This window comes from Pyxidicoccus sp. MSG2 (genome assembly GCF_026626705.1).
In the GTDB taxonomy this organism is placed as follows: domain Bacteria; phylum Myxococcota; class Myxococcia; order Myxococcales; family Myxococcaceae; genus Myxococcus.
Window position 1 is genome coordinate 9177066 of sequence record NZ_JAPNKC010000001.1, and the last position, 25095, is coordinate 9202160.

The following is a 25095-nucleotide window of genomic DNA, read 5'->3' on the forward strand; positions in this document are numbered from 1 at the left end:
CTGAGTCTTCGTACTTGAAGGACACACCTCCCGTGACAAGGTAGGCGTTTCCCAGATGAGCGAGGAGCCCGTCATGACCAACCCGTTTCCCCTGGCCCTGGCGGCGCTGCTCGCGAGTGCGACCGTGTCCGCACAGCCCGTTTCCGTGGTGCCCGTCCGGGAGACCCAGCCGAACCCGGCCGTCACCGGTGGGGCGCTCCGGGACGTCGCGCTGTGGGTGAACCCGGCCGACGGCGGCGCCAGCCTGCTGCTGACCGCGTACGACAATGCCAACGCGGGTCTGGTCACCTTCGGGATGGACGGGGCGCAGCAGGAGGCGGAGCTGGACGGGCCGGTCCAGGGCGTGGCCGTGCACGACGACTTCCCCCTGGCGGGGGGCAGCCGGACGCTGGTGGTGGCGGCCAGCACCACCTTCAATGGGCTGGTTGCGTACCGGCTGGACCCGGGCGGCGCGGAACGCGTCGTGCGCATCGGCATCGCGGGTTTCCTCACCGGCACGCAGTACTCCACCGTGGCGCTCTACCGCAGCCCCACCTCTGGCCGCTTCTACGTCTTCGCGGGCACCGCGGGGGGACGGCTCGAGCAGTTCGAGCTGACGGGGGCGGATGGTGGGGTGACGGGCCTCCCGGCGCGCGTGCTCGCCACGGCGGGAGGCGGAATCGCCGGTGTGGTGGCGGATGAGGAGACGGGCCGGCTGTTCGTCACCGAGGAGGGGCAGGGCCTGTGGCGCTACTCCGCCGAGGCGGATGGTGGTCAGACGCGACTGAAGGTGGCCTCGGTGGGAGCCGCGCTCAACACCGACGTGGGCCGGGTGAGCCTGTACCGGGCGAGCAATGGCGAGGGCTACATCCTCGTCGCGGACACGGCCTCGGGCGCGTTCGCCGTGTTCGAGCGCCGCTCCGAATCCCTGGTGGGCTCGTTCCAGGTGGTGGCGTCGGACGGCGGCATCGACGCGGTGGTTGCCCCGGTGGCCCTGGCGGTGGCGTCGCGTCCGGTGGGGCCGGACTTCCCGGACGGGCTCTTCGTCGCGCACGACGGCGTCGAGACTCCCGCGGAGAACCTCAAGCTGGTGTCCTGGCCGGCGGTGGCGAACGCCTTCAACCCGCCGCTGCGCATCGACACGCGGCAGGTCACCGACGGCGGGACGGACGCGGGGACGGGCGGGACGGATGCCGGCCCCGACGTCCGGCCCCAGCCGCTGCCGGTGCCCGGCGACGGTGACGCGGACGACGACAGCGGCTGCTCGTGCGCCACGGCCTCGGTGCCCGCCTCGGCGCTGCTCGGGCTGCTTGCCCTGGCGCTGGCCGGACGGCGGCGCCGGAGCTGAAAGCGCGTTGCCAGGGGGAGCGCGCCGCGCTGAAGTGCGCGGCTCCATGCGTTCCCCGCGTCCCGTCCTCGTCGCGCTGGCGGCCGTTGCCGCCGCCTGCGCCAGCACCCCTCCCAAGTCCACGCCTGGCGGCGTCGGCTCCACCGCGAGCGCCGCGTCGGCGCAAGCCGTGCGCCTCACGCTGGTGGGGCTCAACGACCTCCATGGCCACGTGGAGCCCGGCCGCACCGTCCTGAAGGACGGGCAGGTGGTGGAGGAGGGTGGGGCGGCCACGCTCGCGGCCTACGTGGCACGGCTGCGCGCGGACAACCCGGGCGGGGTGCTGCTGGTGGACGGTGGGGACCTCTTCCAAGGCACGCTCCCCTCCAACCTCACGGAGGGCGCCATCGTCGTCGACGTGTACAACCACCTGGGTGTCACGGCGGCGGCCATCGGCAACCACGAGTTCGACTACGGCCCCGTGGGGCCGGGCACCCTGGCGAAGGGCCCGGGCGAGGACTCGCTGGGCGCCCTCAAGGCCCGCGTCGCCCAGGCACGCTTCCCCCTGCTGTCCGCCAACCTGCGCGAGGCGGCCACCGGCCAGCGCCCGGCGTGGACGGGCAATGACGGCACGGCCCTCGTCACGGTGAAGGGCGTGAAGGTGGGGTTGCTGGGGCTCACCACCGAGTCCACGCCGGAGGCCACCAACCCCGTCAACGTGGCGTCCCTGCGCTTCCTGCCGCTGGCGCCCGCCGCCCTGGAGGCGGCCCGCTCCCTGCGCGCGCGCGGCGCGGAGGTGGTCATCGTCGTCGCCCACGCGGGCGGCAAGTGCCCGGACGTGAAGAACCCGCGCGACACGTCCACCTGTGACAGGGGCGACTCGGAGATTCTCGACATGCTGGATGGGCTGCCGCCGGGCACGGTGGACGCGGTGGTGGCCGGGCACACGCACCAGCCCCTGGGCGTCTTCTACAAGGGCGTGCCCGTCATCGAGACGTCGGGCCAGGCGCGCTCGCTGGGCGTGGTGGAGCTGTACGTGGACCCGGCGGGCCGCCGCGTGCTGCCGGAGCGCACCCGCCTCCAGGCGTCGATTCCCCTCTGCGCGAAGGTGGACGCGGTCAGCGGCACGTGTGACGCGCGCCGGCTGAAGGCGCAGCCGGACGTGAAGCTGGTGCAGGCCACCTTCCTCGGCGCGCCGGTGGTGCCCGACGCCCAGGTGGAGGCGCTGCTGGCGCCGGCACTGAAGATGGCGCGCGAGACGCAGCTGCGCCCGCTCGGCATCTCCGCCGCCGCGCCCCTGACGCGCGGCTACGACGCGGAGAGCGCGCTGGGCAACCTCCTCGCGGACGCCCTGCGCGACGTGGCCCGCGCGGACGTGGCGCTGATGAACCCCGGAGGCATCCGCGCGGACCTGCCGGCGGGCCCGCTCACCTTCGGCCAGATGTACGAGGTGCTGCCCTTCGACAACACCGTCGCCGTGCTCCAGCTCAGCGGCGCGGAATTGCGGCGCCTGCTGGAGCTGGCCCATTCCACGGACCGGGGCGCCGTCTTCCCCGTCTCCGGATTGGAGCTGACGCTGGCGAACTGCCCGGGGCCCCAGCGGCTGCAGGGCGTGACGCTGGCGGGAGGCGGGGCGCTGGAGCCGGGGAAGACGTACCGGGTGGCGCTGCCGGACTTCCTCGCCCGCGGCGGAGACGGCCTAGCGCCCCTCGTCCGGACGCTGCCCCCCGAACGCGTGGACCTCACGCCGGTGCGCGGCATGGACCTGCGCGACGCCGTCATCGCCTACGGGAAGGCGCGGGGTGGAGTCCTGCCCATGCCCCCGGTGGGTCGCGTGCGCTACACCGGTGTCGCGGCCTGTCCTGGCGCGGCGCGGTGAAGGGAGCCGGGGCCGAAAATTCAGTCCCTGTGTGATCCGCTGGGACTGAACGAGGAGAGCCAACCCGGCGTAAGATCAGCGGAAACGCGCCAGGGCCCGATTTTTCGGCCTTGGATCAGTTTTCAACGGGAGGAAGAGTCCCTAGTCTAGGGCACGCGAGCGACTGAACCGAGGTGGCCCTTTGCCTGGGCCTGCGAGTGCTGGCGCGCGTGAGTGGGAGGGACTGACATGCTCTACAAAGTGACCCCGATGATGGCGCCGCCTGCGCCCGACAAGGCCAAGCAGCGTGAACCGGGGCAGGGCCAGCCGCGCAAGCGGCGCAAGTCCGCCGTCTACGACGCGGACGGCCACGAGGTGCTCATCTCGCTGATGTGCATCAAGTGCCGGACCCTGAAGCCGCTGGCCCAGTTCGGCCTGCGGAAGATGGCGGATGGCGCCATCCGCAACCAGCCCTGGTGCCGCACCTGCCGCTCGGGCGCGGGCTCCAAGAAGTCCAAGGCCGCCAAGGACGCCGACGTGAAGGCCCCCGAGGCCCCCGCGCCCGTGCTCCAGGTCGTCGCCAAGGCGGATGAAGCCGCTCCGCCCGCTGTCGCCGTGCAGGGCTGAGCTGATCCACCGCTGAGCCACGCTCCCGAGGGGCGGCCCTCCCGGCCGACCTGACGGGAGGGATCTGACCGGGATGATCGCGACCTCGCCGGTCACAACGCCCGGAAGTCGCCTCAGGACAGCCGGAGTCCGGCGGGCAGCGTGTCGCCGAGCGCCCGGGCCTCGTCCGCCGCCTCCAGCGCCACCACCTCGCGCACCATGCGCACCCAGGCCTCGTGCGCCTTGGCCGCGGCGAGCTCCCGGGCCGTACGCTCGCGCAGCGCAGGGTCCAGATCCCGAGTGCGGTCCCCGGTGAGCCGGGCCAGCTGCGCCGCCGCGAAGGGGGCGCCGTCAATCTTCTTCAGGTCCATGTCGAGGAGCAGCGTGAGCCACGCCTCCGCCGTCTCCACGTCCACCACCTTGTGGCTGCTGCCGTAGAGGGGCACCCGCGCGCCCAGCCGGCCCAGGGACCAGGCCCACGGGCCGCCGGACTTCGCCTCGGCCTTGAGCCGCGAGGCAATCCACCCGCCCACCTCGGACTTGTCCCCGGGCGACAGGTGCTCCAGCGAGGCCACGGTGCGGACCATCTCCTCCAGCCCCTCTGGCTGGATGCCCTTGAGCTTCCCCGCGGGCGGCGCGTCCGGCGGCACCTTCCGGGCGAGGTGCGGCTGGAGGTACGCGTACAGCTTCTGCTGCTGCGCCTCGGTGAGACCGCCGGCGATGCGGCGCCACATCACCCAGAACTCCGTCCACACCGCCTTGTCCGTGTGGTGCTGCACCAGCGCGTCGAAGAGGCTGAAGGTCTGCTCCGAGCGCCAGCCGTCCAGCGGGTAGCCGAAGCCCGGGCGCAGCGAGAAGCCGGTGAGGCTGTAGAAGACGCGCTCGTGGTCCTCCGTACGCCGCCGCTTGCTGGCGCCCGCGTACAGGGTGCTCCACATCTCGCGCAGCACCGGCACGCGCCACGTCTCGCGCGGGCCCAGCGCCTTCTCCAGCGTGCGCCCCAGTTGCTTCACGTCCTTGGGGCCGATGGGCAGCGGCTTGTTGCCGTAGACGCGCTCGATGTTGTCCTTCGCCTCGACGAAGCGCGCGGGCATGGACTCGGTGACGGTCAGCTCGTGCGAGCCGCCCGTGCCGCGCAGCTCGAACTCCAGCCGCCAGCGCTCGTCCGCCACGTTGGAGACGCAGTACAGCTCCAACGTGCCAATCTCCGTCAGCGCGGCCTGCAGGTGCACGGGGACTTCCGCCACCTTGCCGGTGGCGCCCTTGAGCAGCGTGTGGATGGGCGGCAGGGGCTTCAAGTCCTCCGCCAGCGGGACGAGGTCTCCCGGCTTGTCGATGCGGTCGCTCGTCGTGGAGTAGAGCTGGAACTGCACCGGCCGCCCGAGGGTGAGCGTGAAGGGGCGCTCGCCCAGGTCCACCTTCTGGCCTTCCTCGAAGCCGCGGGGGATGAGGCACAGCGCCGGCTGCTCCGCGCTGTCCGCCGGCCGCTGCAGGCCCACGTAGTACGCGCGCGCCGCGCCACCGCCGATGCGCAGGCCATGCCCGCGCCGCACCAGCCCGTAGTACGCCGCGCCGCGCGCCACCGCCAATTCGAGCGAGGTGTGGCGCAGCAGGGGGATGCGCGGCGCGCCGGGCCACCACGCGGAGAGCGCCAGCACCAGCCGCTCGGAAATCTGGGGCGAGTTGAAGACGCCGCCGTTGAGGAGGATGGCGTCGGGGCGGGGCAGGGCGCCCTCGGCGGGGGCCGCCTCGCCCAGCGCCGCGAAGCCCGCCGCCGCGTGCTGCGCGAGGAAGGCCGCCAGGTGCCGCGTCACCGCCGGGTCCTGCACGTACGGCAGGCCCAGTTCCTGGAGCGCCATGCGCGCGGCGCGGCGCGGGCGCTCGCCAGGCGCGGAGGCGGGGAAGAAGCCGTCCAGCACCAGCGCGTGCGCCTCGTCGCGCAACAGCTCCGTGGACAGCGTGCCACCCAGGAGCCGGCTGCCCCCGCCCACCAGTGAGACGCCGTACTTCTCGGGAGGCTCGTTGCCCAGCAGCGCTTCCTTCGCGGTGCGCGCGGCCTGGATGGCGTGCGTCCACTGCGTGGCGGACAGGCGTCGGCCGTCGGTGAAGAGCTTCTCCTCCACGCGGCGGGCCAGGGCGGCGTCCATGTTGTCGCCGCCCAGCATCAGGTGGTCGCCCACCGCGAGGCGCCGCAGCATGGGCCCCTCGGGCGAGACGCCCGCGTGCACCAGTGTGAAGTCCGTGGTGCCGCCGCCCACGTCCACCACCAGCACCAGCCGCACGTTGGAGAGCGTCTGCTCCAGGCCCGTCCGGTGGCGCGCGGTGTAGTCGTAGAAGGCCGCCTGCGGCTCCTCCAGGAGCGTGAACTTCTCCAGCCCCGCCTTGCGCGCGGCGCTCACCGTGAGGGCGCGCGCCGCCTCGTCGAAGGAGGCGGGGACGGTAATCACCACCTCCTGCTTGGACAGCGGCTCATCCGGGTGCGCGAAGTCCCACGCGCGCGCCATGTGCGTCAGCAAGAGGGCGCTGGCGTCCACCGGAGAGAGCTTCTGCACGTCTGCCGGAGCGCCCCACGGGAGGATGGGCGCGGAGCGGTCCACGCCCGGGTGGCACAGCCAGCTCTTGGCGCTGGAGACGAGGCGGCCCGGCACGCGCGCGCCCTGCCAGCGCGCCAGCTCGCCCACCACCCACGGGCCGCCGTCATCGCCCCAGGGCAGCTTCAGCGACTCGGCGGCCAGCTCCTGGCCGGCGGGCACATACACGGTGGAGGGCAGCAGCGCGCGGGGCGCCACCTCTCCCTGCCGGACGAGCTGGGGAATCGGGAAGTCCTCCACGGGGGCGCCCGCGCCCTTCGAGGGGTCCACGGACGCCACCGCGCAGTGGGTGGTTCCCAGGTCGATTCCAACGATTCGCATACGCCTCCGGTTGACGGACGGCTTTCTACTCCTTCATGCGGACGTTGAGCTCCAGCTTCCAGCGCCCCGGGCCATCCGTCTGCAGGCAGCGCAGTTCCAGCGTGCCCACCTCCGTCACCGCCGCCTGGAGGTTGACGGGCGTCAAGTCACCGAAGGCCGAGGGCTGGCCGGGCATGGTGGTCTCAATCGGCGCCAGCTCTTCCAGGGCACCGTCGGCCAGCGCGCCGTCCACGTCCTCCAGCATCTCGCCCACCTTGTCGTCGCGGCGGACGGACGAGGAGAAGAAGCGGAAGCTGGTGGGCTCGCCGGTGACGAGGCCGAACTCCTGCGGCGGCACGTCCGCCTGCGTGCCTTCCTCCATGCCGAAGGGGGCCACGCACAGCGCCTTCACGGGCGGCTCCATGCCGGGCACCGCGGGCATCGCCGTCTCCACGCCCACGTAGTAGGCGCGGGCGGTGCCGCCGCGGATGCGCAGGCCGTGGCCCTGGCGCACCCAGCCGTAGTACGCGGCGCCGCGCGCCACGGCGAGGTCCAGGTCCGCGCCCTCCAGCTCCTTGGCGGGCTGGCCGCCATCGGCCTCGAGCCACTCGTTGAGCACCTCCATGACGCGCGCCTTCAGCGGGCCGGCCTTGAAGACGCCGCCGTTGAAGAGCACCGCAGTGGGGTGGAGGAAGGCCTTGCCGCTGACGTCCACCGGCGCGTCCGAGCTGGCCGCGAGCGCCTGCGCCTGCCGGGTGAGGAAGGCCGCCAGGTGCCGCGACACGCCCGGGTCCTGCGCGTAGGGCAGCGCCATCTGCGCGAGGCCCGTGCGGCGCGCGGTGCGCGGCAGCTCGGTGACGGGCGTCACCGGGAAGAAGCCGTCGGTGAGGACGCGGTCCAGCTCCTCGCGCGTCAACTCCGTGCGCAGCGTGCCGCCGATGAGCGACGAGCCGCGGCCGGGGATGGAGATGGGCGCCTTCTCCATGGACGGGTCGCCGTACAGCGTCTCCTTCGCGTGCCGGCAGCCGTAGGTGAGGGCGTTGAACTGCCACGCGTCCAGCTTCTTGCCCTCGGCCGTCAGGCGCTGGTTGAGCGTGTGCGCCAGCGCCAGGTCCATGTTGTCGCCGCCGAGCAGGATGTGGTCGCCCACCGCCACGCGCAGCAGCTCCAAATCACCCTCGCTGTCCCTCACGGTGATGACGGAGAAGTCGGACGTGCCGCCGCCCACGTCCACCACGAGGATGACCTCGCCGGGCTGCACCTGCCTGCGGAAGTTCTCCCCCATGGCCTCCAGCCACGCGTAGAGCGCGGCCTGGGGCTCCTCCAGCAGGGTGATGTGCTGGAGCCCCGCGGCCTTGGCGGCCTCCAGCGTCAAATCACGCGCCGCCGCGTCGAAGGAGGCGGGGACGGTGACGATGACGTCCTGCTCGGCCAGCGCGTTGCCGCGCTCCTCCTTCGCACGGGCGAAGGTGTGGTCCCAGGCCTCCTTGAGGTGGCGGAGGTAGCGCGCGGAGGCATCCAGCGGCGACACGCGCTGCACCTCTTCCGGGGCCTGCCAGGGCAGGAGCGCCGCGCGCCGGTCCACGCCGGGGTGCGACAGCCAGCTCTTGGCGGAGGAGACCAGCCGCGTGGGCACCTTGGCCCCGTGCGTGCGGGCGAACTCGCCGACGATGGTGCCCGTCTCGGGGTTCCACGGCAGGGCGAGGCTGCCGGCGGGGAACTCCTGCGCGGAGGGCAGGTAGAGGAAGGACGGCAGCAGCGGGCGCGCCTCCACGGTACCGGGGGTGGTGAGCTGGGGGATGGGCAGCATGGACTGCGCGCGGCCCCGCGGCTTGCCCTCTTCGAGGTTGAAGTAGGACACCGCGGAGTGCGTGGTGCCGAGGTCGATGCCGATGGAATAGCGGGCCATATCGGACTGGAACTCCTTCAGGCGAGCTCGACTTCCGCGGGCGCCAGCACCCGCGGGTCCATGGCCGGGCTCACGGCGGGGAACTTCACTTCCGTCGTCACCCAGCCGTGGTGGCGCAGCGTCCCGGTGTAGGGCGGCTGGCCGGCCACGTTGCCGGTGAGGCGGGTGCGCTGTGCGTCGAAGCCGGCGGGCACCTTGACGCTGTCCCCCTCCGACTGCGGCAGTACCGGCTGGAGGGTGAGGTATTGGTTCACCACCTTGCGGCAGCCCTCATGGACGATGCGGGCCGCGGCCCCCACCTCGGCGTCCGAGAAGGCGGCCACGTTCTCCTGGAGGAAGTCCACGAAGCGGCCCTCTCGCTGGAGCATGCCCAGCAGGGACAGGGCGCTGGCGTGCTCGCGCTCGGGTGCAAGGGCGGGGGGCGGCTCGGGGGGCTTCACCACCGCCGGCTTCGGCTGCTCCTTCGCCAGGGCGGCGGGCGCGGGGCCACCGGCGGGGAGCTGTGCGAGCTGGCCGGCGTCGTAGGCCCGGCTGGCCGGCAGCACCGCCTGGGCGAACTCGCGGGACACGAGGCAGCGCCAGAAGCACAGCCAGGCGAGCCAGAAGCGTGCGAAGAACGACAGGGAGGCGGACGGGTCGGTCATCGACTCCGGATAACAAAGCCCGCCTGCTTTGCAATTCAGCAAATGGAGGGAAGTGCCCCAAATGCAAAGGGCCTCACGGTTTCCCGTGAGGCCCTTCGGTTCTTCATGGTGGAGGTGGACGGGATCGAACCGACGACCTTCGCATTGCGAACGCGACGCTCTCCCAACTGAGCTACACCCCCACAACCGGACTGCTGACTGCTCGTCTGCTGCGCCCCGGCGGCGTTGGGTCCGCCGAAGTGGAACGGGCTAGTACCGGACCCCTTTCATGCTGTCAAGCGCAAGGCGCAGCCAATAATTCCTGCGATTGACGTGCCGCGCAGCGGATGCCATAAAAACCCCTCGTTTCAGGCGTATCCTTCCCGCCCGCTTCAACGCCCCCGGTAATGTCTATCTCCCCCTCTAAGACGTTGAGCCCGGCAGAGCTCGCGAAGCTGGAGCACGCCTTCGCTTCCGATCCCTCGTCCGCCGCCTACAAACCCCTCGCCGAGGCGTACCTGAGCATGGGGCGCTTCATGGAGGCGATGGTCGTCTGCAAGAAGGGGGTGAAGGCGCATCCGAACGCCGCCGACCCGCGCCTGCTGCTCGCCCGCGTCTACGCGGAGCAGGGCAAGGACAAGAAGGCGCTGGAAGAGGCGCTCGGCGCGCTCAATGTGCAGCCCGAGGACAAGGCCGCGCTGCGGATGGCCGGCACCCTCCAGTTGAAGACGGGCGAGACGGAGCCCGGCAAGGCCAACCTGCTCAAGGCGTACGGCGCGGATCCGGGTGACCCGGAGACCGTGACGCTCCTGCAGCAGTACAAGATCGACCTGCCCCGGCCCGCGGCGCCCGCGCCCGTGGCCGCGCCCCCGGTGCTCACGCCGGCCGCGCCCCCGGCTCCGTCCGCCACCCAGCAGTCCGCCGCCGCCCTTGCGAGCGTCGCGGCGACGGGGGCCTCGCAGGCGGCGCCCTCCGCCACGGCCCGGGCCACTTCGGCCGCCGCTCCGCAGCAGCGCTCGTCGGGCGGTGCCAACGCGGCCCGCGCGGAAGCTCCGGCGCCCCGTCCCTCGCCGCAGCCGCGCCGCGCACCGGTGGTGGTGGAAGAGGTGGACGAGGACGAGGACGACGAGCCTTCGACGTCGCGCCGCCGCCCGGCCTCGGGTGGTCGCGGCGGGAAGATGGTGACGCTGGCGCTGCTGGTGGCCATCCCGCTGTTCGCCATCGGCTACGGCTGGTACTCGTCGCACGCGAAGGCGCGCGCCCGCGAGCTGAAGAAGACGCTGGACGTGGCCACCGAGCTGCTCAAGCGCGACTCGTTCGACAGCTACAAGAAGGCCTGTGAGGCGGCGGACAAGGCGCTGGAGGTGGACTCCGACTCCACCGTGGCGCACGGCTACCTGGCCTACGCGTACGCCATCCGCTGGGGTGAGCACGGCGGCGGCGACGACGCGCGCCGCAAGGCCGAGGAGCACCTGGCCGCGGGCAAGGCGGGCAAGGACGTCAGCTCGCACCTCATCGCCGCCGAGGCCCTCATCCAGACGTACGGGGGCAAGGGCAAGGAAGCGCTGGGCAAGCTCGAGGAGACGGTGAAGGGGCTGGACGCACAGGGCCGCTCCAGCTCGCTGCTCTACCTGACGCAGGGCCTCATCCAGATGAACGCCGGTGACCTGGAGCGCGGGCGGGACAGCCTGGAGCGCGCGCAGGTGCTGGCGCCGGACGACCCGCGCATCTACGCGGGGCTGGGCGCCGTGTACCGCCGCCTGGGCCAGGACAACACCGCCTGGAAGAACTACGACTTCGCCCTCCGGTACGAGAAGGACCACCCGGAGTCGCTGCTGGGCCGCGCGCTGCTGATGCTGGAGCAGGACTCGCCCAACTACGGGCTGGCCCACACCATGCTGAAGAAGCTGCTGGAGACCGACCCGCCGCCGTCGCCGCGCCAGCTGGCGGCCGCGCACCTGGCCCGCTCGCTGCTCATCAGCCGCGTGTCGGCGGAGATGGCGGCGCTGAAGCCGGATGTGCAGCAGAAGCTGTCCGAGGCCACCGGCGTGCCGCTGGACAAGGACAAGGCACGCGCGGAGATGCTCAAGAGCGAGGAGACCGGCTTCGCGCTCGACAAGCAGAACCCGGAGCTGCACCTCATCAAGGGCCGCCGGCTGCTGGCGGAGAACAACTTCGACGCGGCCGCCGAGGAGATTCGCAAGGCCATCCGCGTGGACGGCACGCGCGCCCAGTTCCACGTCGAGCTGGCCAAGGCCCTCATGGGCAAGCAGGGTGGCGAGAAGGAAGCCGCCGAGGCGCTCGTGACGGCCCTCAAGACGATGGGAGACAGCCCCAAGCTCGTCGTCATGCTGGGCAACGCCTACCGCCGCCAGGGCAAGCTGGACGAGGCCCTCACCCAGTACCAGCGCGCGGTGAAGGACCCCAAGGCGAAGAACCCCGAGGCGCGGCTGGCCATGGGCGCCATCTACCGCGAGCGCTCGGACTGGCCGAAGGCGCAGGAGCAGCTGGAGAAGGCGAGCCAGGAGTTCGTCGGCCAGGCCGACCGCGCGGCCATGGCCCTCACCGAGCTGGCGCGCGTCTACCAGGGCAAGGGTGACACGGCGAAGGCGGACGAGACGTACCAGCGCGCCCTCAACGCCGACGAGGGCTACAGCCCGGCCTACTACTTCTACGCCACCCTGCTGTCGAAGGACGCCAAGCAGGGCGCCAAGGCGAAGATGCTGGCCCAGGAGTACCTGAAGCGCGAGCCGAGCGGCGAGCATGTCAACGCCGCCCGCGCCCTGGCCGGGAGCTGAGACGACACGGGCCCTTTTCGGGCCCGCGTAGCGACAAGCGGGGCTGATGCGCGCGGGCAGCAGGACGCGTGGTCAGCCCCGTTGCCGTGGTTGAAGGCGCCCCCGGCGGGCGGTATGCCCCGGACGTTTGCTTTCCCGAACGCACCAGGAGACGGGGTCTGACGGCCTCTCGCGGCGGAGGGGCTGCCCGGCGGGCAGCCGTCCGCCGGTGGCATCTCCGGGCGCCGTGTCCTTGCCCACCCCCCGGTGGTGCCTGTATGGGAAGGCCGTTCCCGCGTCGGCAGCCCGCCTGTCGCGCCTTGCCCCGGAGTCTGTGTGAACGCGCGTGCCGAGTCCCTGTCGACGACCGCGTCCGACCTGATCTCCCTGACCAAGCCGCGGCTGTCCAGCCTGGTGCTCATCACCACGGCGGGCGGCATGTTCCTGGCGCCCGGTCCGCTGAGCACGGTGCGCGCGCTGGTGACGCTGCTGGCCACGGCCGGCACGGTGGGCGCGGCCAACGCGCTCAACTGCTACTGGGAGCGGCACAGCGACCAGTTCATGGCGCGCACCCGCAACCGGCCGCTGCCCTCGGGCCGGATGGAGCCGTCGGTGGCGCTGTGGTTCGGCATCTCCCTGGCGCTGGTGTCCCTGCCGGCGCTGGCCCTGGGCGCCAACCTGCTCACCGCGGGCCTGGGCCTCATCGCGCTGCTCAGCTACGTGCTCGCCTACACGCCGCTCAAGGCGCGCACCTCCGCCGCCATGCTGGTGGGCGCGGTGCCCGGCGCGCTGCCGCCGCTGATGGGGTGGACGGCGGTGACGAACGTGGTGGACGCGGGCGGCTTCGCCCTCTTCGCCATCCTCTTCCTGTGGCAGATGCCGCACTTCATCGCCATCGCGCTGTTCCGCAAGGAGGAGTACGCGGCCGCGGGCCTCAAGTCCGTGCCGCTGGAGCGCGGGGACGAGTCCAGCCGCGCGCAGGTGGTGCTCTACCTGGTGGCGCTGATTCCGATGACGCTGCTGCCCTTCCAGCTGAACATCGCGGGCTCGTGGTACCTGGCGGCGGCGGTGTTGCTGGGGCTGGGTTTCCTGGGCCTGGGGGCGTGGGGTTTCTTCCGCCGGCTCGGGAAGCCCTGGGCGCGCCAGACGTTCTTCTATTCGCTCATCTACCTCACCGTCCTGTTCGCCGCGATGACGCTCGACCGCGTCCCGCGCGGCTAGCGCGCAGGGGACCGGGGGAAGTCACCCATGCCTGATACCTCGGTCTCCATCCCGCCGGCGCCGCTGCTCCAGATTGAGGGCCTCACGCGGCGTTTCAAGGGCCGCACCGCCGTGGACGGCTTGAGCCTGTCCGTGCGGCAGGGCGAAATCCTGGGCCTGCTGGGCCCCAACGGCGCGGGCAAGTCCACCACGTTCCAGGTGCTGGCGGGGCTCCTGGCCCCGGACGCGGGAGAGGTGCGCTTCGCCGGGAAGGTGCTGGCGCTGAGCGACCCGTCGCTGCGGCGGCAGATGGGCATCATCTTCCAGCGCAGCAGCCTGGATGACCTGCTCACCGCGCGGGAGAACCTGATGCTCGGGGCCCGGCTGTACGGCCTGGGCGGCGAGCGGGCGCGCGAGCGGGTGGAGTCGATGCTGGTGCTCATCGGCCTCCAGGACCGGGGCGACGAGAAGGTGGGCATCTGGTCCGGCGGCATGCGCCGACGGCTGGAGCTGGCGCGGGCGCTGGTGCACCAGCCGCGCGTGGTGCTGATGGACGAGCCCACGCAGGGCCTGGACGAGGCGGCCTTCCGCACCTTCTGGGCGCACCTGAAGCGGCTGCGCGACAGCGAGGGCGTCACGGTGCTGCTCACCACACACCGCGCGGACGAGGCCGACGTCTGCGACAGGCTCGCGGTGCTGGACGCGGGAAAGCTGGTGGCCTGTGACACGCCGGCGGCGCTGGCCTCGCGCATGGGCGGGGACATCCTCACGCTGGAGGCGGCCGAGCCGGAGACGCTGGCGCGCGAGGTGCGCGAGCGGCTGGGGCTGGACGCGAAGGTGGTGGAGGGGCGGGTGCAGGTGGAAGCCACGCAGGGACATGCGCTGGTGCCCCGACTGGTGGAGGCCTTCCCGGCCGGGCGGCTGACCTCCGTGTCGCTGCGCCGGCCCACACTGGCGGACGTGTTCCTCCAGCTCACGGGGCGCGCGCTGGGGGCGGACAAGCCCGCCGCCGAGCCCGCGCCGAGGAGACGCCGATGAACGCCGAGGTTTCCGCCGCTCCTCCGCCCGTGGAGGCTCCGCAGTCGCTGGAGGCGCGGGTGCCGGCTCCCGGTGCACCGGGCTCGCTCGCGCTGCAGTGGGCCACGGTGCGTGTGCTGCTGGTGCGCGACGTGGTGCGCTTCTTCCGCCAGCCCAGCCGCGTGGTGGGCGCGCTGGCGCAGCCCATCCTCTTCTGGTTCGTCATCGGCTCCGGCTTCGCGGGCTCGTTCCGCGTGGAGGGCGCGCAGGGGCTGGGCTACCAGCAGTTCTTCTTCCCTGGCGTCGTCACCATGGTGCTGTTGTTCAGCGCCATCTTCGCGACGATTACCGTCATCGAGGACCGGCGCGAGGGCTTCCTCCAGGCGGTGCTCGCCGGGCCGGGCTCGCGGCTGGCGGTGGTGCTGGGCAAGGCGCTGGGCTCGTCGGCGATTGCGCTGATGCAGGCGTCGCTGTTCCTGCTGCTGGCCCCGCTGGCCGGGGTGAGCGCGGCCACGCTCAATCTGCCGCTGCTGCTGACGGTCATGGTGCTGTCCGCGCTGGCGCTGACCGGCATGGGCATGTCGCTGGCGTGGTGGGTGCGCTCCAGCGCGGGCTATCACGCGGTGATGAGCATCGTCCTGCTGCCCATGTGGGTGCTGTCCGGGGCGATGTTCCCGCTCAAGGGCGCTGGCTCCTGGCTTGCGTGGGTGATGCGCATCAACCCCATGCGCTTCTCCGTGGAGGGCGTGCGGCGCGCGCTGTACGGCGTGGAGGCATCCGCGGCCGTGGGCCCGGCGTCCGTGGCGGGGCTCGAGGTGCCGGTGCTGCTCGCCTTCGCCACCGTGTTCGTGGGCCTGGCCGCCTTCAGCGTCAGCCGGCGCGAGTAGCCCCAGGCGCACGTGGCTTGGACATCCGGAGCCCCGTTCAGTACGACGGGGTGGCTGATGAACCTGCTTCCCGAGGAGATTGCACGATGACGCTGCGCACGCTCGGTCTGACGCTGTTGGGGACCGCGGGCCTGCTGGCCCTTCCCGCCTGCCAGAAGGAGGAGGCTCCGGCCGCTCCGACTCCGGTCGCCGCCACCCCGCCGCCCGCCGCGCCCACGCCCGCGCCCGAGGCGAAGCAGCATGCGGCCACGCCCATTCAGGAGCCCGGCGCTCAGGGGGCCGCTCCCGCCGTTCCAGCCATTCCCGCAGGCAAGGGCGTGGTGCGTGGCACGGTGACGTTCACCGGCACGGCGCCCGTCGCGGCCGACATCCCGGCGAGCAACGACCCGGCCTGCGAGGGCATGTCGATGAAGGACGCCTCGGTGCTGGTGAAGGACGGCAAGCTGGCGAACGTGTTGGTGCGCGTGCGCGGCAACGTGCCGGGCGCGCCGTCCGCGCCGACGGCTCCGGTGCTGGTGGACCAGTCGAAGTGCACCTATGTGCCGCGCGTGCAGGGGGCGATGGTCGGCCAGCCGGTGGCCTTCAAGAACAGTGACGGGACGCTGCACAACGTGCGCGGGCTGGTGGGCACGAAGTCTGCCTTCAACGTCGCGCAGCCGCCGTCTGGCGCGCAGGTGCAGAAGACCCTGCCCGCGGACGCGGAGGTGCTCAAGCTCAAGTGCGACGTGCACCCGTGGATGACGGCGTTCGTGGTGACGAACCCGAACCCGTACTTCGCCACCACGGGCGCGGACGGCACGTTCAGCCTCCAGGGCCTGCCCGCCGGGACGTACACGGTGGAGGCCTGGCACGAGTCGCTCGGCACGAAGACCGCCGAGGTCACCGTGAAGGACGACGCGCCGGCCGAGGCCTCCTTCGCCTTCTCCGCGACCGACGCCGCCGCGAAGAAGTGAGCGTGTCGAAGACATGAGCACGCACGGGCTCGCGCGGGTGCGGTGGTGGTACCTGCGCGGGCTCGGGTTCGTCTTCTGTCTGGCGTTCGCCTCGCTGCTCCCGCAGTTGCCCGAGCTGCTCGGGCCACGGGGGTTGAGCCCCGCCGCGGAGTGGCTCGACCAGGTCCGTGAGTATCTGGGCGGCGCGGAGCCCATGCTGCGCGTGCCCACGCTGTTGTGGCTCACGGGGGCGGGAACCGGGGCCCTGCAAGGCGTGAGCATCGCGGGTCTCCTGTGCGGCCTGCTGCTGCTCGTGAATGTGGCGCCGCGCCAGGCCCTGGTGGGCGCGTGGGCCGCGTACCTGTCCATCACCACCGTGGGCGGCGTGTTCCTCAGCTTCCAATGGGACGTGTTGCTGCTGGAGACCGCGCTCGTCTCGCTGCCGCTCACACCGGGACACCTGTGGCCTCCGCGCGTGGCAGTCGAGCCGCGTCGTGAGGCGGTGCTCCTCGTCCGCTTCCTGCTGTTCCGGCTGATGGTGATGTCCGGCCTCGTGAAGCTCGCGAGTGGCGACCCGACGTGGCGCGACTTCACCGCGCTCGAGTACCACTACTGGACGCAGCCGCTGCCGAATGCGCTGGCGTACTTCGCGCACCAGCTCCCCGTGGGGCTCCAGCGGGCCAGCGCGGTGGCGATGTTCATCATCGAGTTGATGGTGCCGTTCTTCCTCTTCGGGCCCCGGCGCGTGCGGCTCACGGCGGCCTCGCTGCTGGCGCTGCTCCAGGTGGGCATCCTCGCCACCGGGAGCTATGGCTTCTTCAACGTGTTGACGCTCGTGCTGTGTTTCGCCGCGCTCGATGATGGCGTGCTGGGCCGGCTGCATGTCCCGAAGCTCGGGGAGGAGGGGGCTCTACCCGCGCCGCGCTCACGCGTGGGCACCGCGGCGTTCACCGTGTTCGCCGGTGTCTATGCGGTGCTCGCGCTGTCACAGGATGCGCGTCGCCTCACGCGATGGGGTCCTCCGGCGCTGGTGTCGACGGTGCTCGAAGCGGTGGGCCCCTTCAACAGCATCAACACCTACGGCCTCTTCGCGGTGATGACCACGCAGCGCGAGGAAATCGTCATCGAGGGCAGCGACGACGGGCAGACGTGGCACGAGTACCTCCTGCGCTGGCGCCCGGGCCCCGTGGATGAGCGACCCCGCGTGGCCGCGCCGCACATGCCCCGGCTGGATTGGCAGATGTGGTTCGCCGCGCTTTCCACCTGTCGCGACAACCCGTGGCTCTTGCGCCTCCAGGACGCGCTGCTCCGGGGCGAGCCCCAGGTGCGCGACTTCTTCCGTGGCGGCACGCTGCCGGAAACGCCCCCGCGCTACGTGCGCACCGTCGTCTACGACTACCGCTTCACGGACCTTGCGACGTGGCGCAGCACGGGGGCGTGGTGGACACGTCGGGCGGTCGGCCCCTACTGCCCGCCACTCACCGTGGAGAGCGGCCAGCTCCAGGTCGCGCCCCCGTGACTCGCGAGGGCTCGACCGAACGGCCCGGCCGCGGAATGAACGTTCCTTCCGCGACGCTCAGGCTGCGGTCCCCTGGGGCAGGGTGCTGACACCGGGCGGACCCGACTTCTTCACGGTGAAGCCCACCCGCGCGCCACCCCCGGCGCGGTTCTCCGCGAAGGCCTCGCCCCCGTGGGCGCGCGCAATCCGCTGCACCAGCGCCAGCCCCAGTCCCAGCGAGCCCGCCTCACGGGCCTCGCCGCCCCGGTCCTTCCGGTAGAAGGGCTGGAAGATGCGCACCTCCTCGCCCGGCAGGAGCCCCTGGCCCCGGTCGTCCACGAAGAAGGCCAGGTGCTCGCCGCGCTCCTGCACGCGCAGCGCCTCCGCGCCCGCGCCATGCCGCCGCGCGTTCTCCAGCAGGTTGGCCAGCGCCCGCCCCAGCAGCGTCGCGTCTCCCTGCAGGCCCGCCTCTGTCGCCTCTACGTCGAGCAGTTCCACCGGCAGCCCCGCGCGCTCCAGCGCCTGCGCCGCGAGCGCGCGCCCGTCCAGCACCCGCGACGTGAGCTGCCCGAAGTCCAGCCGGGAGCTGGCCAGCAGCTCTCCCACCAGCGCGTCCAGCTCCACCACCTCGCGGTCCACCTGGTCCAGCGTCCTCGGGTTGCCCCCGCCGTCGCGCAGCAGCTCCGTCAGCACGCGCATGCGCGCCAGCGGCGTGCGCAGCTCGTGGGACACCGCCGCGAGCAGCTCGCGCTGGTCCGCCACCTGCTTCTCGATGCGGCCCGCCATGTCGTTGAATGCAACCGCCAGCACCGCGAACTCGCCCGTGGTGTGCGGGAGCACCTCGGCCCGTGCGTCCAGCCTCCCCGCGCCCAGTGCCTCCGTGGCCTTCACCAGCGTATCCACCGGCCGGGCCAGTCGCCGCGCCAGCTTGCCCGCGGCCAGCCACAGCACCGCTCCCGCGAGCACCAACGGCAGCGCCACCCGGAGCGGGTTCTTCGGCCGGAAGGGGGAGTAGCACGCCCGCACCATCCCCAGCGGGACGCCGTCGCGCTCCACGGGGACGCTCAGCTCGGAGCGCCGGCACGGCTCGCCCCCGCGCACCAGCAACGCGCCCGAGGTGTCACGCAGCTCCACGCCAATCTCCAGGTCCGTGGCGATGGAGTGCACCAGCGCATCGCGCCGCGCGGGCTCGTTCCAGACCTCCTCGAAGCGGTGACCCACGAAGGTCCGCATCCGGTCGGTCTCCTGCTTCCACGTGTTGCCGCCCACCAGGTTCATCACCGTCACCACGACGAGGCCCGTGGCGAGGATGGACAGCCCGAACCAGAGGAAGAGGCGCCGATGCAGCCGCGCGCGCACGAAGTGCCCCAGCCGGCCCATGCGCCAGTACCGGTGCCGCCAGCGCGCGTGCGCTCGCATGTGCCGCCGCCAGGCCGCGGGGCCGTGCCCATGTCCCCAGGGGCCACCGCCGCCAGGTCCCCAGGGCCCGCCGCCATGCCCCCAGGGCCCGCTTCCCTGTGCCCCGTGTCCCGGGCCGTGTCCGGAGGCGTCGCCCTCGGGCCCGTGCCCGGAGTCTTCTTCGTGAAGCCCGCAGTCGGGGCCGCAGTCGGGCCCGTGGCCCCAGTCGCGTCGGCGGCCTCTCATGGCCCCTCTTTGGCGAAGACGTAGCCCACGCCGCGCACCGTCTTGATGAGGCGCGTCCCGACGTCGCCCAGCTTCTGCCGCAAATGCGAGATGTGCACGTCCACCGTGCGCTCACCCACCACCGTGTCACTGCGCCCGGCCTCGCCCAGCAGCGCGTCGCGAGGGATGACCCGCCCGGCCCGGCGCACCAGCGCCACCAGCAGGTCGAACTCCAGGCCCGTCAGGTCCACCAGCCGGTCCTCCACGCGCACCTCGCGGCCGGCCACGTCGATGGACACACCTCCCGCCTCCAGCCGGTCCGCCACCGCCGACGGCTGCGAGCGGCGCAGCACCGCCCGCAGGCGTGCCAGCAGCTCGCGCGGGCTGAAGGGCTTGGGCAGGTAGTCGTCCGCGCCCAGCTCCAGCCCCACCACCCGGTCCGTCTCGTCGCCCTTCGCCGTGAGCATGAGGACCGGGATGCGGCTCTTCGCGCGGATGCGCTTGCACACCTCCAGGCCATCCATGCCGGGCATCATCACGTCCAGCAGCACCGCGTCGTAGGCCCCGGCCTCCAGCGCCGCCAGGCCGCGCCCACCGTCGGGCGCGTGGGTGACGCTGAGGCCGTTCTGCCCGAGGTACTGCGCGAGCAGCTCGTACAGCCGGGTGTCGTCGTCGATGAGCAGGACTCGCGTGGACATGTACGGCCTCTGACTCTAGCGCGCCCCCTCGCCAGGCGCGGGGGACTCGGAGGGACTGGGAGCTGCGGCGGACGGGGCCGGGGCCCCCCTGGGCGCGCGAGACTCCCACGACTCGCGCGGGCCCCGCGAGCCCCAGCGGTTCTCCCCCCGGTCCTCCCAGCGCTCTCCCCACGCGCTGGAGTGACAGGGGTGACGGTGGTGGGCAAGGCGGGCGAAGCCGGAGGCATAGCCTCCGACGGTGCCCATGGCGAGCAGGACAATCAGCAGGCGGCGGCGCATGGTGCGTTCTCCTTTGCGTTGATGAAGACGGCTGTCATGGGGAGCGGGTCAGACCATCTGCTCGCCATGCCCCCGCCAGCCGCCGCGCCCGCCGCACCGGCCATGGCCGCCGTAGCCGCCGCGCCAGCCGTAGCCGAAGCCGTGCTCGATGAGGTCCGCCAGCTCGCGGCGCTGGCGCGGATCCAACGCCTCGTGCACCTGGGACAGCGCGCCCTGCACCGTGCGGCGCAGGTTGTCGAGCGCCACGTCATGGCGCGCGAACAGCTCGCGCAGCGCGTCCCCGTCGAAGTGCTCGCCCCGCAGCGCGCTGCCGAGGGCGGTGCGGCTCGGGCCCACCTCGTCGCGCACCTTGGCGAAGGCCTCCGTCACCTCTTCCACCGTCTTGACGATGACCTTCTCCTGGCCGGGAGACGTCTCCAGGCGCTCGAACAGCCAGCGCAGCCGGGCGCGGCCCCAGCGCCCTGTGCCGCGGTGATGATGGTGATGCCAGTGACGCCCGCCGCGCAGCGTGAAGATGAGCCCCGCGAGGCATGCGGTACCGAAGAAGAATCCGAACATGATGCTGCTCCCCAGAAGTGCCGCGCCCGGGAAGGGCCGGCGTTGTTGACGGGGAGAAAGGTAGAAGGCGGGTGTGAAGCGCGCGCCCGAGCCCCGTGAAGAAGTGTGAAGGGGCCATGCGGGCTCGGAATGGAGAGAAGCGCCCGGTCGGTTTTCCCTAACGAGCGACGCGCCTCCCTTGGAGTGTCTTCCGTCCGACGCCTGCCTGCCCGGTAGGCCGGGGGCCGGTGGACTTCCACCTCCGAGGTGGATTGTCGTCTCGGTGTTGGGGCGATGTCCGCTCCGCACGGGCAGCCCGGAAGTCCGGACCGCCGCAAAGCAGAAAGAAGAAGGTCACATGGCAATCGGTACTGTGAAGTGGTTCAACGACGCCAAGGGGTTCGGCTTCATCGCGCAGGACAACGGTGAGGACGTTTTCTGCCACCACTCGGCCATCAACATGGATGGCTTCCGCACCCTCCAGGAGGGGCAGAAGGTGGAGTTCGAGGTCACCCGTGGCCCCAAGGGGCTGCAGGCCCAGAACGTCCGCGCGGCGAGCTAGCCGCTCCGCACCGCGGCCACCCATGGGTGGTTTCGAGGCCCGGTCTCCCACAGGGAGGCTGGGCCTTCGTCTTTCCGGCCTCTGGCCTGCCGGGCAGGCGGCCTCGCGGTGTCCACCCGTCGACGCCGGCCTCCTTCCTTACCTTCACGGCAGGAGCGCGGCGCACCCGCCGCCATTCATCCGCCTCGAGGCGAAGGAGACGCAGGCATGGGCGACACCAGCGTGAAGAAGGTCGAGAGTCGGCACTCTCCCAAGGGAGAGCTGGGGCAGAAGTACCTGGCCTCCGGCGTCCGCCTGTCCATGCGCCTGTGGGAGGACGAGCCTCCTGGAGAGCCCGCGCCCGCGACCGCCCGCGACTACGAGACGGTGGGCTTCGTGCTGAAGGGACGCGCCGAACTGCACCTGGAGGGACAGGTCATCCTGCTCAATCCGGGTGACTCGTGGCTGGTGCCGCGCGGCTCCTCGCACACGTACAAAGTCCTGGAGACGTTCTCCGCCGTGGAGGCCACCAGCCCTCCGGCCGCCGTGCATGGGCGCGACGAGGGCAAGGACGTGCAGAAGAAGCCCGCCAATGCGTGAGGCCGGAACCGGGTGAAGAGGGCGGACATCTCCTCGGAATGGAGGCGATGGCCGCCCCGGCCCTCCGTGAGAAGTCTGTCGTTTGAAACCCTTCACCGTGCGGTGCGCAGGTGCCCGCATGGCGGATGGAACCAGGCCCCTGGAGCTGCTCGCGCTGGCTGCGGAGGGCACCGAGTCGCATTTCACGAGTTCCTCCAGCAGCGCCCGGAGGCCTGGACGTCCATCGGCACCGTGGGCCTGCCCGCGCTGGGAGACGTGTCTACCGTGCTCTCCCGATTGCGCACCGTGTCCAGTGGCGCGTCGGCGGCGTACTTCGAGCACGAGGCCTCCGACCTGCTCGCCCTGGTGGACCGGGCCCGCACAGGCACGTCGGTGCAGGTCATTCGCGGCCGCCCGGTGATGAACCTGACGGCGTGCCCGCCACGCTCGGGAAGAGATGGGAGCGGGTCCGGGTTGGGGCGTCACCCCGAGCACCGGAGGACCGCATGGCCGAGAAGTCGTCCCGCCCCGCCCCCCGCTGGAAGCGTCACCTGCCCGACCTCGTCGTGCTGCTCTTCCTGCTGGTGGGGCGCGCCAGCTTCGCGGACCACTACCACGTGCCCTCCGGCTCCATGGAGCCGACGCTGGCGGTGAAGGACCACATCCTCGTGGACAAGCGCGCCTATGGCCTGCGCGTGCCGCTCACCGAGACCTGGCTCACCGAGCGCGAGCCCACCCGCGGCGACGTGGTGGTGTTCGCCCACCCGCTCACGGGGACGACGATGGTGAAGCGCCTCATCGGACTGCCCGGCGACACCGTGGCCCTGGTCGACGGGCGGCTCTGGCTCAACGGCGCGCCGGTGGAGCAGACGCTCGCGCGGGGCGCGCGGCGCGAGGCGCTGCCCGGCGCGCCGCACCCGCTGTCGCCCGAGGAGGACCAGGGCCCAGACTTCGGCCCGCTGCAGGTGCCCGCGGGCGGGTACCTGATGCTGGGCGACCACCGGGGCAACTCCGCCGACAGTCGCTTCTGGGGCCTGGTCCCGCGCGCCAGGCTGCTCGGGCGCGCGGTGGCCGTGGTGTACAGCGCGCGCGACGGGCTCTCCGGCACCGAGCGCCTGTGGCTGCCGCTCACCCCGGGCAGCGAGGACTCCCGGCTGCTGGAGCCGCGGTAGGACGACGAGCCTCGGGGCAGCAATCCCCCGGCGCCTCGATTCCGCAAGCCCGCCGTCCCTGAGGTCGAGCGCCGCCCACGGTGAAGCGGGCCGGGGTCCACCTATCATGCAGGCCCGGCTGCGAGGCAGCGCGCTCGCGACCGCCTACTCCGGCTGCGGCTGACGAATTTCGATGTGGAACGCCGGGTCTCCGTCGGCAGGCCCGAGGAAGTTCGACACGGAGGGGTTCGCCCGGATGGCGGCGATGAACGCGTCGTGCTGACTCGCCGGAATCGAGCGAGGGGAGATGTCGACGACGTTGAGCTGGTCGGGGTTCGCCAGGTGCCGGGACACGTTGGAGGGCCCCAGCTCGTTGATTCTGTCCACCATGGCCTGCTCGACCTCGGGCCGCGACAGCCCCGCGCCCACCGCTTCCTCGTAGGCGTCGATGACCTGGTCCCCGAAGCGTCCGTAGAGCTCCCGTTGCCGCGCGACGCCCTGGGTCTGGAGGTTGTCGTACATGGCCCGCGCCTGGTCCGCGGGCGTCCGCGCCGTGCTGGTGATGGTCGCCGACGTCACGCCGGCGGTGGCCATGATGTCCGCCAGCACCGCCTGCGAGTGCGCGCTGACGGCCGCCGTGTTGGCGTTCGCGCCATAGGTCAGGTTGGCCGTCGTCGCCGCCTGGGTCAGGTGAGCGGGCCTCGGCTGGGGAGTCGGCACGGGCCGCTCGAAGGACGCCAGCGGCCCCATGGGCGTGGACTGGAGCATGTTGGCGCTGAAGTTGGGCGCCGTCAGCGTGGCATTCATCGCGACCGGCGTCGGGTCCAGCATCGCGTTCGTCACCTGCGGGGCCGTCAGCGACGGCATTCCGTTGGGCGCCGCCGCCGGGGTGAAGGAGCTGACGTCCAGGGCGAGCCGCTCGGAAATCGCCGCCTTCTCCGCAGCCGCGGCCGCCGCGGCCGCGTCCGCCTGCCTCTGGGTTTCGGCGGCCCTCGCCGCCTCCGCGCTCGAGGCGCTGTCATTCACAGACGAGGAGGAAGACGACGAAGAACTCCTGCTGGAGCTTGAACCGCCAACGGAATCGACACCCATGGAAGTCTCCACAGCCTGCGAATGCGTGATTTGACTGTAAGTGTGTCACACACAGGCCGTGGAGCGCGAGGCCCCTCCGCCCCCATGCACCCGCTGGAGCGGGACATGGAGGCGGCGGCGCTGGACGCTGGCGCTTGAAGCGGACCCTGGGCGCGACGTGCACGCAACAGGTGCCGTGACACCGCGATGCGAGGCGTGGGCTCAGCCGCAGGTGTTGTTGCAGTCGCTGGGCTGCGCCATCCAGCGACAGTCGTACCAGGTGGTCTCGTACGAAATGGTCCGGCCGTTGCTGTAGTAGCGGCGGGTGTACTTGTCATACTTGTACAACGGCGCGCCGTTGTCGCAGTCCGAGTTCGAGTCCCAGGGACCGAAGCTGCACGAGTTCGCGCTGAGGTAGGTGCCACAGGCGGCCGCGGCGGAGACGTCCTCCTCCTCCGGCAGCTCGCGCCGCACGGAGACCACGGGCACGTCCTCCCCGTTGCGCTGGAAGACCAGCTCCGTCTTGCTCTCTCCCGTCACGGGGATGCGCAACACGAGCGCGCCGGCCTCCGCCTCCACGATGGCCGCGGAGGGCTCGAGCACGTCGCCGCGCGATTCCAGCATCTGGTAGGTGGCCTGGAAGTTGTCGTGACGGAAGGCCTCCTGAAGCGCGGCCTCACGGCTCATCGACGGGGCTTCGGACTCCACTCCACACCCGGTGGCGACGAGCGACACGGCGGCTGCAAAGACACAACCCAGAATGTTCTTCATGGCGTTGAGCTCCTGGTGGTGATGCACGCGAAGACCCGCTGCGGGCCTTCGCGGCACGACGACTATGCGGAATCCAGGGCCCGGAGATGATGCAACACTATTGCAAATGTGGCTGATTAAACATGAATTACGTGATTTCCACTATTTGATTGGATTGGAGGCCTACGTCATCAGGACAAAAGCGAACGATGTTCAAGAGAGCAGCAGTCCGCGGGGTCCGCTGAGGCGCGCTGGTGGCTGGCTGCGGTGCCGACCCGCGGTCCGAGAACGAGGAGATCATCTCCAACCTGCTCGACCGGCGAGTTCACCAGCACAGACGTCATCGCGTTGAGATACCTCTC

Annotated in this window: 22 protein-coding genes and 1 tRNA gene; 13 read left to right on the forward strand and 10 right to left on the reverse strand. The window is 71.7% G+C overall.

Annotation, left to right across the window (positions count from 1 at the left end):
• The first annotated feature begins 73 nt into the window (after positions 1-73).
• From OV427_RS36000 to OV427_RS36010, 3 genes are all read left to right on the forward strand, one after another.
• Complete coding sequence (locus OV427_RS36000) at positions 74-1327, forward strand: myxosortase-dependent phytase-like phosphatase (protein WP_267860750.1); 1254 nt, start codon at positions 74-76, stop codon at positions 1325-1327.
• Positions 1328-1373: 46 nt separating this feature from the next.
• The gene (locus tag OV427_RS36005) at positions 1374-3185 is read left to right on the forward strand and encodes a bifunctional metallophosphatase/5'-nucleotidase (protein ID WP_267860751.1); all 1812 of its coding nucleotides are present in this window, start codon (positions 1374-1376) and stop codon (positions 3183-3185) included.
• Between the two features lie 228 nt (positions 3186-3413).
• A complete protein-coding gene (locus OV427_RS36010) occupies positions 3414-3791 on the forward strand; it encodes a hypothetical protein (RefSeq protein ID WP_267860752.1) in 378 nt (125 codons plus the stop codon).
• A gap of 113 nt (positions 3792-3904) precedes the next feature.
• On the opposite strand, the gene OV427_RS36015 is transcribed toward OV427_RS36010, so the two are convergent.
• The 4 genes from OV427_RS36015 to OV427_RS36030 form a co-directional block, all read right to left on the reverse strand.
• Complete coding sequence (locus tag OV427_RS36015; protein ID WP_267860753.1) at positions 3905-6682, reverse strand: Hsp70 family protein; 2778 nt, start codon at positions 6680-6682, stop codon at positions 3905-3907.
• Positions 6683-6707: 25 nt separating this feature from the next.
• A complete protein-coding gene (locus OV427_RS36020) occupies positions 6708-8570 on the reverse strand; it encodes an Hsp70 family protein (protein WP_267860754.1) in 1863 nt (620 codons plus the stop codon).
• A gap of 17 nt (positions 8571-8587) precedes the next feature.
• Positions 8588-9214, reverse strand: a complete 627-nt coding sequence (locus OV427_RS36025) for a DUF2760 domain-containing protein (RefSeq protein WP_267860755.1) — start codon at positions 9212-9214, stop codon at positions 8588-8590.
• 106 nt (positions 9215-9320) lie between these two features.
• Positions 9321-9396, reverse strand: a tRNA-Ala gene (locus tag OV427_RS36030).
• Positions 9397-9600: 204 nt separating this feature from the next.
• Between OV427_RS36030 and OV427_RS36035 the strand changes: the two genes are divergently transcribed.
• From OV427_RS36035 to OV427_RS36060, 6 genes are all read left to right on the forward strand, one after another.
• The gene (locus OV427_RS36035) at positions 9601-11991 is read left to right on the forward strand and encodes a tetratricopeptide repeat protein (RefSeq protein ID WP_267860756.1); all 2391 of its coding nucleotides are present in this window, start codon (positions 9601-9603) and stop codon (positions 11989-11991) included.
• Positions 11992-12306: 315 nt separating this feature from the next.
• Positions 12307-13191 carry a heme o synthase gene (cyoE, locus tag OV427_RS36040; RefSeq protein ID WP_267860757.1) on the forward strand — a complete coding sequence of 295 codons (885 nt, stop codon included), beginning with the start codon at positions 12307-12309 and terminating at the stop codon, positions 13189-13191.
• A 27-nt stretch (positions 13192-13218) separates the two neighbouring features.
• Positions 13219-14208 (forward strand): ABC transporter ATP-binding protein, encoded by a 990-nt coding sequence (locus OV427_RS36045; protein ID WP_267860758.1) that lies wholly within the window; start codon positions 13219-13221, stop codon positions 14206-14208.
• A complete protein-coding gene (locus tag OV427_RS36050) occupies positions 14205-15074 on the forward strand; it encodes an ABC transporter permease (RefSeq protein WP_267860759.1) in 870 nt (289 codons plus the stop codon). Before OV427_RS36045 ends, OV427_RS36050 begins: the two co-directional genes overlap by 4 nt.
• An 86-nt stretch (positions 15075-15160) precedes the next feature.
• Positions 15161-16027, forward strand: a complete 867-nt coding sequence (locus OV427_RS36055) for a carboxypeptidase regulatory-like domain-containing protein (RefSeq protein ID WP_267860760.1) — start codon at positions 15161-15163, stop codon at positions 16025-16027.
• A gap of 13 nt (positions 16028-16040) precedes the next feature.
• Positions 16041-17525, forward strand: coding sequence for a lipase maturation factor family protein (locus tag OV427_RS36060; RefSeq protein WP_267860761.1), 1485 nt, complete (start codon positions 16041-16043; stop codon positions 17523-17525).
• A gap of 57 nt (positions 17526-17582) precedes the next feature.
• Here the strand turns inward: OV427_RS36060 and OV427_RS36065 are convergent, their stop codons facing one another.
• The 4 genes from OV427_RS36065 to OV427_RS36080 all read right to left on the reverse strand — a co-directional run bounded on the left by OV427_RS36065 (position 17583) and on the right by OV427_RS36080 (position 20662).
• Positions 17583-18923: a HAMP domain-containing sensor histidine kinase gene (locus OV427_RS36065; RefSeq protein WP_267860762.1), complete on the reverse strand. Its 1341-nt coding sequence runs from the start codon at positions 18921-18923 to the stop codon at positions 17583-17585.
• A 221-nt stretch (positions 18924-19144) separates the two neighbouring features.
• Positions 19145-19825: a response regulator transcription factor gene (locus OV427_RS36070; RefSeq protein ID WP_267860763.1), complete on the reverse strand. Its 681-nt coding sequence runs from the start codon at positions 19823-19825 to the stop codon at positions 19145-19147.
• 15 nt (positions 19826-19840) lie between these two features.
• Positions 19841-20104 (reverse strand): hypothetical protein, encoded by a 264-nt coding sequence (locus tag OV427_RS36075; RefSeq protein WP_267860764.1) that lies wholly within the window; start codon positions 20102-20104, stop codon positions 19841-19843.
• A gap of 48 nt (positions 20105-20152) precedes the next feature.
• Complete coding sequence (locus OV427_RS36080) at positions 20153-20662, reverse strand: periplasmic heavy metal sensor (protein ID WP_267860765.1); 510 nt, start codon at positions 20660-20662, stop codon at positions 20153-20155.
• Between the two features lie 337 nt (positions 20663-20999).
• On the opposite strand from OV427_RS36080, the gene OV427_RS36085 reads away from it, so the two are divergent.
• The 3 genes from OV427_RS36085 (at position 21000) to lepB (ending at position 22933) form a co-directional block, all read left to right on the forward strand.
• Positions 21000-21203, forward strand: a complete 204-nt coding sequence (locus OV427_RS36085) for a cold-shock protein (RefSeq protein WP_267860766.1) — start codon at positions 21000-21002, stop codon at positions 21201-21203.
• Between the two features lie 207 nt (positions 21204-21410).
• The gene (locus tag OV427_RS36090) at positions 21411-21782 is read left to right on the forward strand and encodes a cupin domain-containing protein (protein WP_267860767.1); all 372 of its coding nucleotides are present in this window, start codon (positions 21411-21413) and stop codon (positions 21780-21782) included.
• Positions 21783-22267: 485 nt separating this feature from the next.
• Entirely contained in the window at positions 22268-22933 is a 666-nt protein-coding gene (gene lepB, locus OV427_RS36095) for a signal peptidase I (RefSeq protein WP_267860768.1), read from the forward strand.
• Positions 22934-23077: 144 nt separating this feature from the next.
• Here the strand turns inward: lepB and OV427_RS36100 are convergent, their stop codons facing one another.
• Positions 23078-23719 carry a hypothetical protein gene (locus OV427_RS36100; RefSeq protein WP_267860769.1) on the reverse strand — a complete coding sequence of 214 codons (642 nt, stop codon included), beginning with the start codon at positions 23717-23719 and terminating at the stop codon, positions 23078-23080.
• On the opposite strand from OV427_RS36100, the gene OV427_RS36105 reads away from it, so the two are divergent.
• Positions 23709-24038, forward strand: coding sequence for a hypothetical protein (locus tag OV427_RS36105; RefSeq protein ID WP_267860770.1), 330 nt, complete (start codon positions 23709-23711; stop codon positions 24036-24038). The genes OV427_RS36100 and OV427_RS36105 overlap by 11 nt on opposite strands.
• Positions 24039-24205: 167 nt before the next feature.
• Here OV427_RS36105 and OV427_RS36110 read toward each other — a convergent pair whose 3' ends face one another.
• The gene (locus tag OV427_RS36110; RefSeq protein WP_267860771.1) at positions 24206-24754 is read right to left on the reverse strand and encodes a hypothetical protein; all 549 of its coding nucleotides are present in this window, start codon (positions 24752-24754) and stop codon (positions 24206-24208) included.
• Positions 24755-25095: the final 341 nt, after the last annotated feature.

Coding starts and splice junctions, on each gene's coding strand:
- OV427_RS36000 (WP_267860750.1), top strand. CDS start 74: ATGACCAACCCGTTTCCCCTGGCCCTGGCGGCGCTGCTCGCGAGTGCG.
- OV427_RS36005 (WP_267860751.1), top strand. CDS start 1,374: ATGCGTTCCCCGCGTCCCGTCCTCGTCGCGCTGGCGGCCGTTGCCGCC.
- OV427_RS36010 (WP_267860752.1), top strand. CDS start 3,414: ATGCTCTACAAAGTGACCCCGATGATGGCGCCGCCTGCGCCCGACAAG.
- OV427_RS36015 (WP_267860753.1), bottom strand. CDS start 6,682: ATGCGAATCGTTGGAATCGACCTGGGAACCACCCACTGCGCGGTGGCG.
- OV427_RS36020 (WP_267860754.1), bottom strand. CDS start 8,570: ATGGCCCGCTATTCCATCGGCATCGACCTCGGCACCACGCACTCCGCG.
- OV427_RS36025 (WP_267860755.1), bottom strand. CDS start 9,214: ATGACCGACCCGTCCGCCTCCCTGTCGTTCTTCGCACGCTTCTGGCTC.
- OV427_RS36035 (WP_267860756.1), top strand. CDS start 9,601: ATGTCTATCTCCCCCTCTAAGACGTTGAGCCCGGCAGAGCTCGCGAAG.
- OV427_RS36045 (WP_267860758.1), top strand. CDS start 13,219: ATGCCTGATACCTCGGTCTCCATCCCGCCGGCGCCGCTGCTCCAGATT.
- OV427_RS36050 (WP_267860759.1), top strand. CDS start 14,205: ATGAACGCCGAGGTTTCCGCCGCTCCTCCGCCCGTGGAGGCTCCGCAG.
- OV427_RS36055 (WP_267860760.1), top strand. CDS start 15,161: ATGACGCTGCGCACGCTCGGTCTGACGCTGTTGGGGACCGCGGGCCTG.
- OV427_RS36060 (WP_267860761.1), top strand. CDS start 16,041: ATGAGCACGCACGGGCTCGCGCGGGTGCGGTGGTGGTACCTGCGCGGG.
- OV427_RS36065 (WP_267860762.1), bottom strand. CDS start 18,923: ATGCGAGCGCACGCGCGCTGGCGGCACCGGTACTGGCGCATGGGCCGG.
- OV427_RS36070 (WP_267860763.1), bottom strand. CDS start 19,825: ATGTCCACGCGAGTCCTGCTCATCGACGACGACACCCGGCTGTACGAG.
- OV427_RS36075 (WP_267860764.1), bottom strand. CDS start 20,104: ATGCGCCGCCGCCTGCTGATTGTCCTGCTCGCCATGGGCACCGTCGGA.
- OV427_RS36080 (WP_267860765.1), bottom strand. CDS start 20,662: ATGTTCGGATTCTTCTTCGGTACCGCATGCCTCGCGGGGCTCATCTTC.
- OV427_RS36085 (WP_267860766.1), top strand. CDS start 21,000: ATGGCAATCGGTACTGTGAAGTGGTTCAACGACGCCAAGGGGTTCGGC.
- OV427_RS36090 (WP_267860767.1), top strand. CDS start 21,411: ATGGGCGACACCAGCGTGAAGAAGGTCGAGAGTCGGCACTCTCCCAAG.
- lepB (WP_267860768.1), top strand. CDS start 22,268: ATGGCCGAGAAGTCGTCCCGCCCCGCCCCCCGCTGGAAGCGTCACCTG.
- OV427_RS36100 (WP_267860769.1), bottom strand. CDS start 23,719: ATGAATGCCACGCTGACGGCGCCCAACTTCAGCGCCAACATGCTCCAG.
- OV427_RS36110 (WP_267860771.1), bottom strand. CDS start 24,754: ATGAAGAACATTCTGGGTTGTGTCTTTGCAGCCGCCGTGTCGCTCGTC.